Raw genomic sequence first — 12,842 nt, forward strand, 5'->3', positions numbered from 1 at the left:
TTAAGGAGTTCTTCATGTTCGGGTTCAATGCTGGTGTCAATGCTTATGCGCGTGTTGGGGTGGAAACCGGCGTGATCGCTGCTAATCCTAGCCGTCTGATCGTCATGTTGTATGAGGGTGCAATTACTGCATGTAACCTGGCCATCAAGCATATACGCGAGCAGGATTTTGCGAGTAAAAGCGCAGACTTGACCAAGGCCATTTCCATCATAGAAAACGGCTTGCGCGCCAGCCTGGACAAGAAGGGCGGCGGTGAAATTGCCGAGAGCCTGGATTCCCTCTATATCTATATGGGCAAGCGTTTGTATTTTGCCAACAGCAAAAGCGATATTGGCGCTGTGGAGGAGGTGGTAAAATTGCTTAATGAACTGAACGAAGCCTGGACCTCTCTTGCCAGCCAACCACCAGTAGCGCAGGACGCACGTCCAACCAATATTCAGCAGCAGAACCACCCGAATCTCGAGAAGGCATATTCATGAGCACTCAGCAAACTTTGTCCTTGTATGCCGCCGTGGCGGAGATTACCGATCAAATGCTGGTTGCTGCCCAGCAGCAGGACTGGGGAAAACTGGCTGTTCTGGAGGCTGAATGTGCCGCACGCATCAAGCGTGCGGATGAGGATACTTGTAATGAGCCTTTGCGCGAGCCCGAGCAGAAGATCAAGTTTGCCCATCTCAAGCGTATCCTGGATTCTGACCGCGAAATCCGCAATATCATCGACCCGTGGATGGTGCGCCTTTCCGATATTCTCACCAATAACGCTGCAAACCGGCAGATGTTTGACACCTATAAGCAGCTGATACGGCCTGGCAGATGATCATCAAGCAATCTCCCGATCCCTCTGCTGCAGTGGCCCCGCTTGCAAGGGTGGCTCCAGTGCAGGCGGTGGAGGAGATTGCCGATACTGTCCAAGACCTTAATTTTCGCATTGCACAGCTGGTCAAGGGCCAGAGCTATTTTGGCCAGGTGATGAGCCGCCTCCAGCCGGGGGTTTTCCAGGTGAATGTGCAAGGCAACACGTTCAGAATGGAGCTTGGGCAACAAGCGGCGGTTGGGCAGCAAATGCTGCTCCGATTTGTTGGCGATAGCCCTGTTCCCACATTCCGTTTGTTAAGCCAGCCGGCCGGGCAGCTGGAGGCGACTAGGTTGCCTGGCATGATGTTGCCTGCCGTGCCTTTGCCGGCATCTGCCGCCGATAGTGGCGTATCCACAGCGCTTAGCAGTGGTGCCCGCATATTGAGCCAGCAATTGTTACAGGCGAATGGCGAGGCCAAGCAAACGCTGTCAAGCCAGGCTGTGGTGAGCCATGCCCCACAAAATCCGCGTGTATTGGCACAGGATATGCAACGTACTCTGACCGGTTCCGGTCTGTTTTATGAATCCCACCTGGAAAAATTCACTGCAGGCAAACTGCCATTGTCCAGCCTGCTGCAAGAACCGCAGAACCAACAGCCCGCGGCGGCAGAATTCATGATCAACAAGCAGCTTGCCGTGCTGGAGAATCATCGCTTCCAATGGCAGGGTGAAATCTGGCCAGGGCAGAAAATGGATTGGCAAGTGCAGTTGCATGAGGAGCCGCTGAATCCCGATGGGCAGGCTGCCGATGGTGAGTCTGCCGAGGACAGGCCTGTTTCAAGTAATTTGAGGCTGGAGTTGCCGAGCCTGGGCGTGATTACTGCGAATGTCACACTGCATGTAGGGCATTTGTGCGTGCGTATCGCAGCGGCAGACCATGCAGCCATGAGGCGTTTGCAAACAGACCTGCCTGAACTGGCGACGGCATTGACCAGCCATGGACAAGCACTGGATGCCTTGACGGTGGTGCATGATGAATGACCCTGTATTGCAGCAGCAGGCGGTGGCACTGGCTTATGAGTCTGGTGATTTCGCGCCGCGCGTGGTTGCCAAGGGCAGGGGGATTATTGCCGAGCAGATCATTGCCAGGGCCAAGGAGCATGATGTGTTTGTGCATGAGTCCAAAGAGCTGCTGACGTTATTGATGCAGGTGGACCTGGATGACCATATCCCGCCAGCCTTATATCAGGCGATTGCTGAAGTCCTGGCCTGGCTTTATCGTCTTGAGCACGGTGACGAGGCGGCTTCTTCAGCCAGGCTCCCGACACAGCCTTAGACCTGCATATTCATAATGTCCTGGTAGGCAGATACCAGCCGGTTACGTACCTGGATTGTGGCTTGCAGGGAGATATTGGCTTTTTGCCCGGCAATCATCACATCGGACAGGCTGACCTTGTCGTCTCCCATGGCAAAACTCTTGCCCAGGTCTTCGGCCTTCACCTGGGCTTGATTGACCTGATTGATCGAGGATTTCAGGACATCCGCAAAGTCGACGCGGCTGGTGGCTTGCGGTTTCTGCGCGATATTGGCGCTAGTCACGCCTTGCACGGGCGCTTCAGCGCCCGGCCTTTGCGCAGCAGCCTTGAGCTGCGCCATCATGGCTTCTATCCTGCCTGAATCTATCGCTGAAGTTTTCATGGGGCTCTCCTGATTACAGCCGCTTGCGGACTCATTTCAACATGGCAGCAGCTTAACACCTGGGGAAATACTCTCTTGGTAGGAATAGGGTGGAAAAAACCAGTTTATTCTCCTGATTAAATTTGCAGGCCGCTCGTGATAATGGCATCGCAGTGATAAAGCGGTAGCCAGATTGTTGGTAATCGGTGCCGCAAGCATTGCAAGAATTCTGTAATTTTGCCATTGCATGGGAGAAGTATTATGGCAGCAGCCAATGAAGCGGCCTTGGCCGCGGACACCACCACCGAAGCAGCACCAAGCTCGTTTAACTTCAGGTCACTCTTGGAGAACAAGCTGATGCTGGCTTTGGGCGCGGCTGCTGTGATTGCGCTCATGGTGGTGTTTTGGCTCTGGAGCCAGAAACCTGAGTATCGTGTGCTGTTTTCCAGCTATTCCGACAAGGATGGTGGCGCGATTGTCGCAGCGCTGGAGCAGATGAATATCCCTTACAAGATTGCCGAGGGTGGCAGCGCTATCCTGGTGCCATCCAATAATGTCCATGACATCAGGCTCAGGCTGGCGTCGCAGGGGCTGCCCAAGGGCGGCAATATCGGGTTTGAATTGCTGGAGAATCAGAAGTTTGGGGTTTCCCAGTTTGTCGAGCAGGTCAATTTTCAGCGTGGCCTGGAGGGTGAGCTTGAGCGCACCATCCAATCTATCGGCGCTGTGCAGGCAGCCCGTATTCATCTGGCCATGCCAAAACCCACCGTATTTACGCGCGACCAGCAAAAACCTACTGCCTCTGTCATGCTGAACCTGCATCCTGGCCGTGCCCTGGATTTGCGCCAGGTCAGCGCAATTGTGCATCTGGTGGCCAGCAGCGTTCCTGAGCTGCCGACATCCAACGTGACCGTGGTTGACCAGAATGGCAACCTGCTCTCGGATAACGGCAAGGACCAAGGGGCAAGCAATCAGCTTGATCCTACCCAGTTGAAGTATGTCGATGAGTTGCAGCAAAACATTGTGCGCAGGGTTGAATCCATCATCGCGCCTCTGGTAGGGTCCAAGAACGTGCATGCCGAAGCCAGTGCCGAGGTGGATTTTTCTGTGGTTGAACAAGCTGCGGAAAGCTACAAGCCCAACCAGGCGCCAGACAGCGCAGCAGTGCGCAGCAGCCAAAGCAATGAGTCACAAACCTTGCCGGGCCAGGGCCAAGGCGGAGTGCCTGGCGCGCTGACCAACCAGCCGCCTGCCCCGGCAACAGCGCCTATTACCACGCCAGCGCCTGCTGGGGATGGGACGACAACGACAACCAATGCCAATGTGGTCACGACGACCACGACGACACCGCCCGGTACTACGGTGACAACACCGGTAATGAATTCGGACAGGAATACCACGACCAATTACGAGGTGGATAAGACCGTTCGGTATCAACAGCAGCCCATGGGGGGAATCAAACGCCTGACGGTTGCTGTGGTGGTGAACCATAAGCAGGTCGTGGATGACCAGGGCAAGGTGACCAGTCGTCCGCTAACTGATGACGAGAAAAACCAGATCAGTGATCTTGCCAAGCAGGCGATGGGCTTCAGTGAAGAGCGTGGCGACTCATTGAGCGTGGTGAACAGCTCCTTCATGCCGGAAATTGCGGAAGTCTTCCCCGAGGTGCCATTATGGAAAGATCCGCAAAATATCGACATGGCGAAGGAATGGCTGAAGAATGGCCTGGTGCTCCTGGTATTGTTCATGTTGTATCGTCGGTTCTTGCGCCCATTGCTGCGCAAGCTGTCACCAGAAGAAGAGAAAAAAGACGGGCTTGCCAAAGACGATGAAGAGGAACAGGATGCAATCGTGAGCCTGACTGGTGGCGAAACGGGCGCGGGGGATGATGATGCAGAGGATCTCAGAACTCCGGCAGAGCGTGGGTATAAAAAGAACCTTGAGACTGCGCGGCAGCTCGCAAAAGACAACCCGAAAGTGGTAGCCAGCATTGTGACGAATTGGGTGAATGGCAATGAGTGATAACGGCGTAATCAGGAGTGCGGTATTGATGCTTGCCCTGGGCGAGGACGAGGCTGCCGAGGTCATGAAGTATCTGGGTCCGCGTGAGGTGCAGAAGCTGGGCAGTGCCATGGCATCAATGAAGTCGATTGGCCACGATCAGGTTGAATCCGTGCTGACTTCCTTTCTGGAAGAAGCGGAAAAAAATACGACCATTGGTCTGGATTCCGATGAATATATTCGCTCCGTATTGACCAAGGCATTAGGCGACGACAAGGCATCTGGCCTGCTTAACCGTATTTTGCAAACGCGCGACTCCAGCGGCATTGAAAGCCTCAAATGGATGGATGCGCAGACGGTGGCTGAATTTATCAAGAATGAGCATCCCCAGATCATTGCGACGATTCTGGTGCACCTGGAACCTGACCAGGCTGCAGAAATTCTTGGATACTTCACGGAGCGCCTGCGTCAGGATGTCATGCTGCGGGTTGCTACCCTGGATGGCATCAAGCCGACTGCATTGCGTGAACTCAATGATGTGCTGACCAAGCTCCTGAGTGGTAATGAAAGCATCAAGAAACAGCAGATTGGCGGCATCAAGGCGGCAGCCGAGATCATGAACTACATGAACAGCGAGAATGAAACCAACCTGATGGAGGGCTTCAAGAGCTATGATGATGATATGGCACAACGCATCATGGATGAAATGTTCGTGTTCGATAACATCATGGAAATCGACGATAAGGGCATCCAGATCATGCTGCGCGAAGTCCAGTCAGAGACCCTGATTGTTGCCCTGAAGGGCACGACAGATGAACTGCGCGACAAGATATTCCGCAATATGTCCAGCCGCGCTGCCGAAATGATGAAGGAAGACCTTGAAAGCAAGGGCCCGGTCAAATTGTCTGAAGTGGAAACCCAGCAGAAGCAGATTCTGCAGATAGTCCGCAGGTTGGCGGATGAAGGCCAGATTGTTCTGGGCGGCAAGGGCGAGGATGCTTATGTCTAATGTGGTCATCCCAAAAGAGAAGCAGACAGCCTATCAGCGCTGGGAGATGGCTTCTTTTTCAGAGGAGCCGCATGAAGAGGTCCCAGCTGCACAACAACCTGTGCCGCAGGCGGTGCAGGAAAGCGAAGATGAAAAGAATGCGCGCCTGGAGGCCGAGCTTGAGCAGGCAAGGCGCGAAGGCTACAAGATCGGCCTGCAGCAAGGGTTCGATGCAGGTATTGCGGATGCCGCGGCCCAGGCGAAACAGGACAGCGAGCGCCTGCAGGCTTTGCTTACCAGCATGGATGAAGCGCTTAAAACCGCCAATGATGCGATTTCAGAGCAATTGCTGGCGCTGGCGCTGGATATTGCCAAGGCGATGGTCAAGGACAGGTTGCATGCCGACCCTGCCATTATTTTGCCAATTGTGCAGGAATCCATTCACTACCTGCCTACCGTACAAAGACCGGCCAAGCTGATTGTGAACCCGCAAGACGCACCGATGGTAAAAAAATACCTGCAGGAAGATATGGCAGACAGCAATTGGCAGATTCATGAGGATGCCAGCCTGGAACGTGGCGGCTGCATGGTAGAAACCGGCGACAACCAGATTGATGGAAGCAATGCGACGCGCTGGAAGCGCATTTGCGATGCGCTTGCACAACATAGCAACTGGGTTGATCCGAATGAGTAGCACAGCGGCGTATCAACAAGGCTGGAAGGATTATCTCAAGGATTGCAGCGAGATTCTCGAGATTGTCGAGTCGCTGGAAGTATCGGGCCGCATCACCAAGTTGACCGGCCTGGTGATGGAGGCTGTCGGCATCAAGTTGCCGATAGGCAGTGCCTGCTACGTTCCCTTGGCCGAAGGCCGTCGCGTTGAGGCCGAAGTGGTGGGTTTTGATGGCGGACGCATGCTGCTGATGCCGCAAAGCGGTGTTGAAGGTGTCACGCCAGGTGCCAAGGTATTTGCGCTGGAAGTGGCGGAAGCCTTGCCCAAGCCTAACCAGGCCAAGCATCCGCGCCGCCGTGCCATTGACCGTGCGCGGCATTTGCCGGTAGGTGAGGCCCTGCTCGGGCGTGTGGTGGATGCGGCCGGGCGTCCGTTGGATGATCTCGGCCCGCTCAACAGTGAAAACAGCGTGCCTTTGAATACACGCCCCTTGAATCCCTTGTCACGCGCACCGATCGAGGATGTGCTGGATGTCGGGGTGCGGGCGATCAACAGCATGTTGACGGTAGGCCGGGGGCAACGCATGGGTTTGTTTGCCGGGTCAGGTGTGGGCAAGAGCGTCTTGCTGGGCATGATGGCGCGTTATACGACTGCCGACGTGATTGTGGTTGGCCTGATCGGCGAACGCGGCCGTGAAGTAAAGGAATTCATTGAGCAGATTCTTGGCGCTGAAGGACTGGCGCGTTCCGTGGTGGTGGCAGCGCCCGCAGATGTTCCTGCGCTGATGAGGCTGCAAGGCGCTAGTTATGCCACGGCGATTGCCGAGTATTTCCGCAATCAGGGCAAGAATGTGCTCCTGATCATGGATTCCCTGACGCGTTACGCCATGGCGCAACGTGAAATTGCACTGGCGATCGGCGAGCCGCCCGCGACGAAGGGTTATCCACCCTCGGTATTTGCCAAGCTGCCGGCACTGGTGGAACGTGCGGGCAATGGCAGGCCGGGCGAGGGGTCGATTACGGCTTTCTATACGGTATTGACCGAAGGCGACGACCAGCAGGACCCGATTGCCGATGCCGCCCGTGCGATTCTTGACGGACATATTGTCTTGAGCCGCAGCTTGGCGGAAAGCGGGCACTATCCTGCGATTGATATCGAGCAGTCCATCAGCCGTGCGATGCATAACATTACTGCCTCTGAACACCAGAAAAATGCGCGCAGGCTCAAGCAGCTCAACTCCCGTTATACCCGCAACCAGGACCTGATCAATGTTGGGGCTTATGAAACAGGAAGTGACCCGGTGCTGGATGAGGCGATTATGCGCCATGAGGCGATAGAGGCGTTTCTGCAACAGGACATTAATGAATCGGCAAGCTGGGAGAACAGTGTCGATGCGCTGGCAGGCTTGGTGGGCGCAGGGGTGGGTAATTGATGAGCAAGCCTGAGAGGGAATGGCATGTCTGACCAAAAGAAAGTAGTGCTCACAACATTGCAGGGCCTGGCGGAAAAGGATGTGGATGCTGCGGCTGACCGCCTGGGCGAAGCCAACCGGCAACTGGTGGAGGCGGAAAAAAGCCTGAATATCCTGATGCAGTACCGTGCGGACTATGTAGGCCAACGTGACCAGGCCATGGCCAATGGCATGACAGCGGAGATTTACCAGAATTACCAGAGCTTTCTTGGCAAATTGTCGCAGGCGATTGTAAGCCAGACTGAAAGTGTCGAGCGTTTGCGCCAGGTGTGCCATCTGCGCAAGCAGGAGTGGCAGGAGTGCCAGAAAAAGAAAATGTCCTACGATGTATTGATTGACCGTGCCGACAAGCGCGCGCAGGCAATTGAAACCAAGCGTGACCAGAAGATGATGGACGAGCATGCCATGCGTGTGAGCCGCAACCAGACCAGACAATAAGCAGGAGTTTCACCATGCAGAATATCCCATTGCCCAACCAGGCGGCCATGCTCAGCAATACCTCGGCCAGTGCCGCTGCGGCCAAGGCTGGCAAACAGGCCAATGCCGCCAATGATGGCGCTGACTTCAAACAGGTACTGGCCCGGCAGGTGAAGCTGGAAGCTAAAGAGGCTGCCGCTACAGGGCAGGTGTTGCAGCGGCAGCGCCTGCAATTGCAGGTCCAGGCAAGTGATGAAACACAATTGCTCAATCCTGCGTTGGTCAAACTGGAGCTGGATGATGGGCAGGAGGTTCAACTGGAAGATGCACTGGCGATTGTCGAGGAAGTGCCACAGGAGGTCGAGGCAGCGGCTCTGGTTGCGCCAGAGGCCATGCCTGTGGCGATGGAAGGACAGCCCTTGCTGGCGGCTGTCGCTCCTGATGTACAGCGCAAGCCGGTGGCTAAGGCGGTGGCAGACGAGCTTGACACTGTAGATGTAAAGCGGGAGCCTTTGGAGTGGGGTGGAAAGGGCAAGGAGCCTGCACCTGAAGTTGAGCTTAATAAAACAACAATACAAGCGGCTCAGACTGCTGTGCCCAAAGCGGCTGCAGGTGCTGGAGCAGTTATACAGTTTGCCGACGCTTTGGAACAGGCTAGTCAGATTCCGTTGGCTGTGGCGCCATCATTGCAGCAGCCACAATTGCCACAGGCGGCCGCGGCCCTGGATGTGCGCGGCAACCAGATTCCCACACCGTTTGGCCAGCCTGGCTGGAACCAGGCCATCGGGCAAAAGGTAGTGTGGATGGCGGCAGGCGGCGAGCAGACGGCTTCGCTGACGCTGAATCCGCCGGACCTGGGGCCGTTGCAGGTCATTATCCATGTGCATAACAACCAGGCGGACACCACTTTTCTTTCAGACCAGGCAGACGTGCGCCGGGCGCTGGAGGACGGTATGGATAACCTGCGGCAGATGATGAGCCAGTCAGGCTTGCAGTTAGGCCAGTCTAACGTGCGTTCAGGGCAGCAGGAGGCACAGCAGCAACAGGCAGCAGGCATTAGCCGTGCCAGTGTCGGCGATCAGGGTGAGGAGGCCAGCCAGGTATTGGCCAAGGCCGCCAGGGTAATGGGCCTGGTGGATACTTTCGCGTAAGCGCGGTCACTCCTTTTACTACCTGCGACAGAGCGCCTAGCCAGGATCCCTTCGCTGGGTTTTGTCGGCCGCTTAAAGGCAGAAATCCTGGTGTGAAAAATGGATAGACTGCCTGGCCTGGCGCCTATTCGCAGATTTGGCGTGATTTCCTCCTTCTATTTCCTGCATGCTATTCTGCCGATTCTTTCATAATATTTCCTAACTGATAGCAGAACGGCGAGAAGGATTGCAAGATGGCACAAGAGGCGGCAAAACAAGAGGCGGCAAAAGAGGCTCAGCCAAAAAAATCAAAAAAGGGTCTGATCCTGGCACTGGTCGGCGGCTTGCTGCTGGCTGTGCTGGGGGCAGGCGGCGCATATTGGTATCTCAGCCAGCAGAATGCTGCTCATGGTGACAAACCGCCCAAGGAAGAAAAAGTAGTCGTCAAGGAGCCAGTATTCGTGACACTCGAGACTTTTACCGTCAATTTGCAGCCTGACCCGGACGATCAGTACCTGCAAGTGGATTTGACCGTGCAGGTGGCAGATTCGTCTCAGGCCGATAGCATCAAGATGCATATGCCAAGTGTGCGTAATCGTATCCTGATACTGTTGAGCAGCAAGAAGTCTTCAGAATTGCTCACCAGCGAGGGCAAGAAGGCATTGACCAATGAAATCATCGCCCAGCTTTCAGAGCCATTCAGTCCTGGCGCAAAACCGCAAGTGGTCAATGATGTGTTCTTTACTTCGTTTGTGATTCAGTAAGCGTGCACAACCATGGCCGATAATTTTCTCTCCCAGGAAGAAGTCGACGCCCTGCTAAGGGGCGTGACCAATGAGCAGGATGACGATACTCCTGCTGTCGACCCTGCGGGAGTGCGCAATTACAACCTGGCAACCCAGGAGCGCATTGTGCGTGGGCGTATGCCTACTCTGGAAATTATCAATGAGCGCTTTGCCCGTTTGTTGCGTATCGGCCTGTTCAATTTTCTGCGCCGTACCACGGAAGTCTCGGTCGGCCCGGTCAAAATTTCCAAATACAGCGAATTTATCCGCAACCTGGTAGTGCCGACCAACCTCAACCTGGTGCAGATGAAGCCTTTGCGTGGCACGGCACTCATGGTGTTCGACCCGACTCTGGTATTCCTGATTGTGGACAACCTCTTTGGCGGCGATGGACGCTTTCATACCCGTGTCGAGGGGCGTGATTTTACGCAAACCGAGCAGCGCATCATCCAGCGTGTGCTCTCAATCGTGTTCGAGACTTATGCCAAATCCTGGGAGCCGGTATACAAGCTTGACTTCGAATATATCCGCTCCGAGATGAATACCCAGTTTGCCAACATTGCGACGCCAAATGAAGTGGTGGTGTCCACTACCTTCAATATCGAGCTTGGCGCTGCCAGCGGTGAAATCCATTTCTGCTTCCCTTATTCGATGATAGAGCCGATCCGTGATGTGCTGACCTCGCCATTGCAGGGAGAGGCGCTGGGTGTGGACAAGCGCTGGGTGCGTCTCATGACGCAGCAGATACAGAGTGCAGAGGTAATGCTAGTGGCAGATCTTGCCAAGGCACAGATGAGCTTGGGCGACATCCTCAATATGAAGGTGGGCGATGTGATCCCTCTCTCCATCTCTGAACAGGTGGAAGCCAAGGTGGACAATGTGCCAGTCATGCAATGCAAGTATGGGGTCTTCAATGGCCAGTATGCATTGCGCGTAGAGAAGTTGCTGCGATCCAATTCCAGCGAATATGTAAAAGGAGAATTATCCGATGGCGATTGATCCCAACGATGAAGAGTTGATGGATGACTGGGGCGCCGCCATGGCGGAACAAAGCCAGGCAGAAGAAGCAGAAGCCTCTGTATTGCAGGACAGCAAGACGGAGCAGGCGCCGGTATTCACCGAGTTTTCTGCCAAGAACAAGCTGCATGAAACCCAGAACGATATCGACTTTATTCTTGATATCCCGGTGCAGCTTACCGTGGAGCTTGGCCGCACCAAGATCGCGATCAAGAACCTGTTGCAGCTCGCACAGGGCTCGGTAGTCGAGTTGGATGGCCTGGCGGGCGAGCCGATGGATGTGCTGGTGAATGGCTGCCTGATCGCGCAAGGTGAAGTGGTGGTGGTGAATGACAAGTTCGGCATCCGGTTGACCGACATCATCACCCCGGCCGAGCGCATCCGCAAAATCAACAAGTAGCGGAACGGCTTATGATGAAGATTGAACGCCTGACTGCATGCAGCGTTACTCTGGCTGGTTGGTTGCTTGTGCCTGCGCTGGCCTGTGCGGCAGCCGATGAGGTTTCCGCCACTGGCAGCTTGGTGCGCATGGTGCTTGGCTTGGCGTTGGTGCTGGGTGTGATGATGGCGATTGCTTGGCTCATGAAGCGCATGACACCCGGACTCAAGCAGCAGTCTGTGGTACGTATTGTCGGCGGCGTGAGCGTCGGCAGCCGGGAGCGGGTGGTGGTCGTGGAAGTGTCTGGACGCTGGCTGGTGCTGGGCGTAGCGCCGGGGCAAGTGACCAGCCTCGCCGACCTTGAGCCGGGTGAGGAAATTCCTGTGGCAGCATCTACGGTGGACCAGCCGTCTGTGCCATTTTCTGCCTGGTTGAATAAATCCCTGCAAAGAAAGCCCTGAGTCGCCATGTTGCCCCGTTATTTCTATCCATTGCTGTCACTGGTCTTGCTGGGCTTGCCTTTGCTGGGCCATGCTGCCGAGCCGGGTGGCCTGGGCTTGATCAACAGCCAGCCGGCCGCCGGCGGCGGACAGAATTACGCGCTGAGCATCCAGACGCTGATCCTGCTCACCTCGCTGTCTTTCCTGCCTGCAGCCTTGCTCATGATGACGGGGTTTACCCGCATTATCATTGTGCTGTCATTGCTGCGCCAGGCGTTGGGCACGCAGTCTTCCCCGCCCAACCAGGTGCTGGTGGGCCTGGCATTGTTCCTGACCTTCTTTGTCATGGGGCCGGTGTTCGAGCGCATCTATACCGAGGCTTACCAGCCGTTTGATGAAGACCGCATCAGCATGCAGGAGGCTATGGTGCGCGGCTCGATTCCGCTCAAGGAGTTCATGCTCAAGCAAACACGAGAGTCCGACCTCGCGCTGTTTTTCAGGATGTCGCGCACCGATGCCGTTGCCACCCCGGAAGAGGTGCCGTTGCGCGTGCTGGTGCCCGCGTTTGTGACCAGTGAGCTGAAAACGGCTTTCCAGATCGGCTTTGCGATTTTCATCCCGTTCCTCATCATTGACATGGTGGTGGCCAGCATCCTGATGTCCATGGGGATGATGATGGTGTCGCCCGCGATTGTGGCCTTGCCATTCAAGCTGATGCTGTTTGTGCTGGTGGATGGCTGGCAACTGTTGTTGGGCTCGCTAGCCCAGAGTTTTTACTGAAAGGCCGAAGCATGAGTATGAGTCCCGAGAATGTCATGACCATTGGCCGCCAGGCTGCGGAAGTCTTGTTGATGATGGCTGGGCCGGTATTGCTGACGGTGCTGGCTATCGGCCTGCTGGTGAGTATTTTCCAGGCGGCAACCCAAATCAACGAGGCGACGCTGACCTTCATCCCCAAGCTGCTGGGCGTCTTCGCCACCTTGCTGATTGCCGGGCCATGGATGCTTTCTGTCTTTACCGATTACCTCAGGCAAGTGCTGACCAATATTCCCACCCTTGCCGGTTGAAT

The 12,842-nt window shown here is 55.5% G+C and carries 17 protein-coding genes; 16 read left to right on the top strand and 1 reads right to left on the bottom strand.

The annotated features are described in order from the left end of the window. Positions 1–14: 14 nt before the first annotated feature. From fliS to LG198_RS00740, 4 genes are read left to right on the top strand one after another with little or no spacing between them, the layout of a single operon-like run. Positions 15–479, top strand: a complete 465-nt coding sequence (gene fliS, locus LG198_RS00725) for a flagellar export chaperone FliS (protein WP_230341262.1) — start codon at positions 15–17, stop codon at positions 477–479. Further along, positions 476–817 carry a flagellar protein FliT gene (locus LG198_RS00730; protein WP_230341263.1) on the top strand — a complete coding sequence of 114 codons (342 nt, stop codon included), beginning with the start codon at positions 476–478 and terminating at the stop codon, positions 815–817. Before fliS ends, LG198_RS00730 begins: the two co-directional genes overlap by 4 nt. Further along, positions 814–1,836, top strand: a complete 1,023-nt coding sequence (fliK, locus tag LG198_RS00735) for a flagellar hook-length control protein FliK (RefSeq protein WP_230341264.1) — start codon at positions 814–816, stop codon at positions 1,834–1,836. The genes LG198_RS00730 and fliK overlap by 4 nt, the downstream gene beginning before the upstream one ends. Then, a complete protein-coding gene (locus tag LG198_RS00740) occupies positions 1,829–2,131 on the top strand; it encodes an EscU/YscU/HrcU family type III secretion system export apparatus switch protein (protein ID WP_230342031.1) in 303 nt (100 codons plus the stop codon). The genes fliK and LG198_RS00740 overlap by 8 nt, the downstream gene beginning before the upstream one ends. Here LG198_RS00740 and fliE read toward each other — a convergent pair. Beyond that, positions 2,128–2,493 (bottom strand): flagellar hook-basal body complex protein FliE, encoded by a 366-nt coding sequence (gene fliE, locus LG198_RS00745; protein ID WP_230341265.1) that lies wholly within the window; start codon positions 2,491–2,493, stop codon positions 2,128–2,130. The genes LG198_RS00740 and fliE overlap by 4 nt on opposite strands. A 240-nt stretch (positions 2,494–2,733) precedes the next feature. Here fliE and fliF point away from each other — a divergent pair, with 240 nt between their 5' ends. The 12 genes from fliF (at position 2,734) to fliQ (ending at position 12,840) form a co-directional block, all read left to right on the top strand. Next, positions 2,734–4,494 (top strand): flagellar basal-body MS-ring/collar protein FliF, encoded by a 1,761-nt coding sequence (fliF, locus tag LG198_RS00750; protein ID WP_230341266.1) that lies wholly within the window; start codon positions 2,734–2,736, stop codon positions 4,492–4,494. Continuing rightward, positions 4,487–5,482: a flagellar motor switch protein FliG gene (gene fliG / locus LG198_RS00755; RefSeq protein ID WP_230341267.1), complete on the top strand. Its 996-nt coding sequence runs from the start codon at positions 4,487–4,489 to the stop codon at positions 5,480–5,482. The genes fliF and fliG overlap by 8 nt, the downstream gene beginning before the upstream one ends. After that, a complete protein-coding gene (locus LG198_RS00760; protein ID WP_230341268.1) occupies positions 5,475–6,155 on the top strand; it encodes a flagellar assembly protein FliH in 681 nt (226 codons plus the stop codon). Before fliG ends, LG198_RS00760 begins: the two co-directional genes overlap by 8 nt. Further along, positions 6,148–7,566 carry a flagellar protein export ATPase FliI gene (gene fliI / locus LG198_RS00765; RefSeq protein WP_230341269.1) on the top strand — a complete coding sequence of 473 codons (1,419 nt, stop codon included), beginning with the start codon at positions 6,148–6,150 and terminating at the stop codon, positions 7,564–7,566. Before LG198_RS00760 ends, fliI begins: the two co-directional genes overlap by 8 nt. A 24-nt stretch (positions 7,567–7,590) precedes the next feature. Beyond that, on the top strand, positions 7,591–8,043 hold the full coding sequence (fliJ, locus tag LG198_RS00770; protein ID WP_230341270.1) for a flagellar export protein FliJ: 453 nt from the start codon (positions 7,591–7,593) through the stop codon (positions 8,041–8,043). Positions 8,044–8,057: 14 nt separating this feature from the next. Further along, the gene (locus tag LG198_RS00775; protein ID WP_230341271.1) at positions 8,058–9,173 is read left to right on the top strand and encodes a flagellar hook-length control protein FliK; all 1,116 of its coding nucleotides are present in this window, start codon (positions 8,058–8,060) and stop codon (positions 9,171–9,173) included. A gap of 233 nt (positions 9,174–9,406) precedes the next feature. Further along, positions 9,407–9,916 carry a flagellar basal body-associated protein FliL gene (gene fliL / locus LG198_RS00780; RefSeq protein ID WP_230341272.1) on the top strand — a complete coding sequence of 170 codons (510 nt, stop codon included), beginning with the start codon at positions 9,407–9,409 and terminating at the stop codon, positions 9,914–9,916. 12 nt (positions 9,917–9,928) lie between these two features. After that, on the top strand, positions 9,929–10,936 hold the full coding sequence (gene fliM, locus LG198_RS00785; protein WP_230341273.1) for a flagellar motor switch protein FliM: 1,008 nt from the start codon (positions 9,929–9,931) through the stop codon (positions 10,934–10,936). Next, entirely contained in the window at positions 10,926–11,354 is a 429-nt protein-coding gene (fliN, locus tag LG198_RS00790) for a flagellar motor switch protein FliN (protein WP_230341274.1), read from the top strand. The genes fliM and fliN overlap by 11 nt, the downstream gene beginning before the upstream one ends. Before the next feature lie 11 nt (positions 11,355–11,365). After that, positions 11,366–11,794, top strand: coding sequence for a flagellar biosynthetic protein FliO (gene fliO, locus LG198_RS00795; protein WP_230341275.1), 429 nt, complete (start codon positions 11,366–11,368; stop codon positions 11,792–11,794). A gap of 6 nt (positions 11,795–11,800) precedes the next feature. Continuing rightward, entirely contained in the window at positions 11,801–12,553 is a 753-nt protein-coding gene (fliP, locus tag LG198_RS00800; RefSeq protein ID WP_230341276.1) for a flagellar type III secretion system pore protein FliP, read from the top strand. Positions 12,554–12,570: 17 nt separating this feature from the next. After that, complete coding sequence (gene fliQ, locus LG198_RS00805) at positions 12,571–12,840, top strand: flagellar biosynthesis protein FliQ (protein ID WP_230342032.1); 270 nt, start codon at positions 12,571–12,573, stop codon at positions 12,838–12,840. Positions 12,841–12,842 lie beyond the last annotated feature (2 nt).

The sequence above is a fragment of the Methylobacillus arboreus genome (assembly GCF_020532725.1).
Taxonomy (GTDB): Bacteria; Pseudomonadota; Gammaproteobacteria; order Burkholderiales; family Methylophilaceae; genus Methylobacillus; species Methylobacillus arboreus.

Excerpts from the sequence above, each read along its gene's own strand:
- fliS (WP_230341262.1), top strand. The coding sequence starts at position 15 with ATGTTCGGGTTCAATGCTGGTGTCAATGCTTATGCGCGTGTTGGGGTG.
- LG198_RS00730 (WP_230341263.1), top strand. The coding sequence starts at position 476 with ATGAGCACTCAGCAAACTTTGTCCTTGTATGCCGCCGTGGCGGAGATT.
- fliK (WP_230341264.1), top strand. The coding sequence starts at position 814 with ATGATCATCAAGCAATCTCCCGATCCCTCTGCTGCAGTGGCCCCGCTT.
- LG198_RS00740 (WP_230342031.1), top strand. The coding sequence starts at position 1,829 with ATGAATGACCCTGTATTGCAGCAGCAGGCGGTGGCACTGGCTTATGAG.
- fliE (WP_230341265.1), bottom strand. The coding sequence starts at position 2,493 with ATGAAAACTTCAGCGATAGATTCAGGCAGGATAGAAGCCATGATGGCG.
- fliF (WP_230341266.1), top strand. The coding sequence starts at position 2,734 with ATGGCAGCAGCCAATGAAGCGGCCTTGGCCGCGGACACCACCACCGAA.
- fliG (WP_230341267.1), top strand. The coding sequence starts at position 4,487 with ATGAGTGATAACGGCGTAATCAGGAGTGCGGTATTGATGCTTGCCCTG.
- LG198_RS00760 (WP_230341268.1), top strand. The coding sequence starts at position 5,475 with ATGTCTAATGTGGTCATCCCAAAAGAGAAGCAGACAGCCTATCAGCGC.
- fliI (WP_230341269.1), top strand. The coding sequence starts at position 6,148 with ATGAGTAGCACAGCGGCGTATCAACAAGGCTGGAAGGATTATCTCAAG.
- fliJ (WP_230341270.1), top strand. The coding sequence starts at position 7,591 with ATGTCTGACCAAAAGAAAGTAGTGCTCACAACATTGCAGGGCCTGGCG.
- LG198_RS00775 (WP_230341271.1), top strand. The coding sequence starts at position 8,058 with ATGCAGAATATCCCATTGCCCAACCAGGCGGCCATGCTCAGCAATACC.
- fliL (WP_230341272.1), top strand. The coding sequence starts at position 9,407 with ATGGCACAAGAGGCGGCAAAACAAGAGGCGGCAAAAGAGGCTCAGCCA.
- fliM (WP_230341273.1), top strand. The coding sequence starts at position 9,929 with ATGGCCGATAATTTTCTCTCCCAGGAAGAAGTCGACGCCCTGCTAAGG.
- fliN (WP_230341274.1), top strand. The coding sequence starts at position 10,926 with ATGGCGATTGATCCCAACGATGAAGAGTTGATGGATGACTGGGGCGCC.
- fliO (WP_230341275.1), top strand. The coding sequence starts at position 11,366 with ATGATGAAGATTGAACGCCTGACTGCATGCAGCGTTACTCTGGCTGGT.
- fliP (WP_230341276.1), top strand. The coding sequence starts at position 11,801 with ATGTTGCCCCGTTATTTCTATCCATTGCTGTCACTGGTCTTGCTGGGC.
- fliQ (WP_230342032.1), top strand. The coding sequence starts at position 12,571 with ATGAGTCCCGAGAATGTCATGACCATTGGCCGCCAGGCTGCGGAAGTC.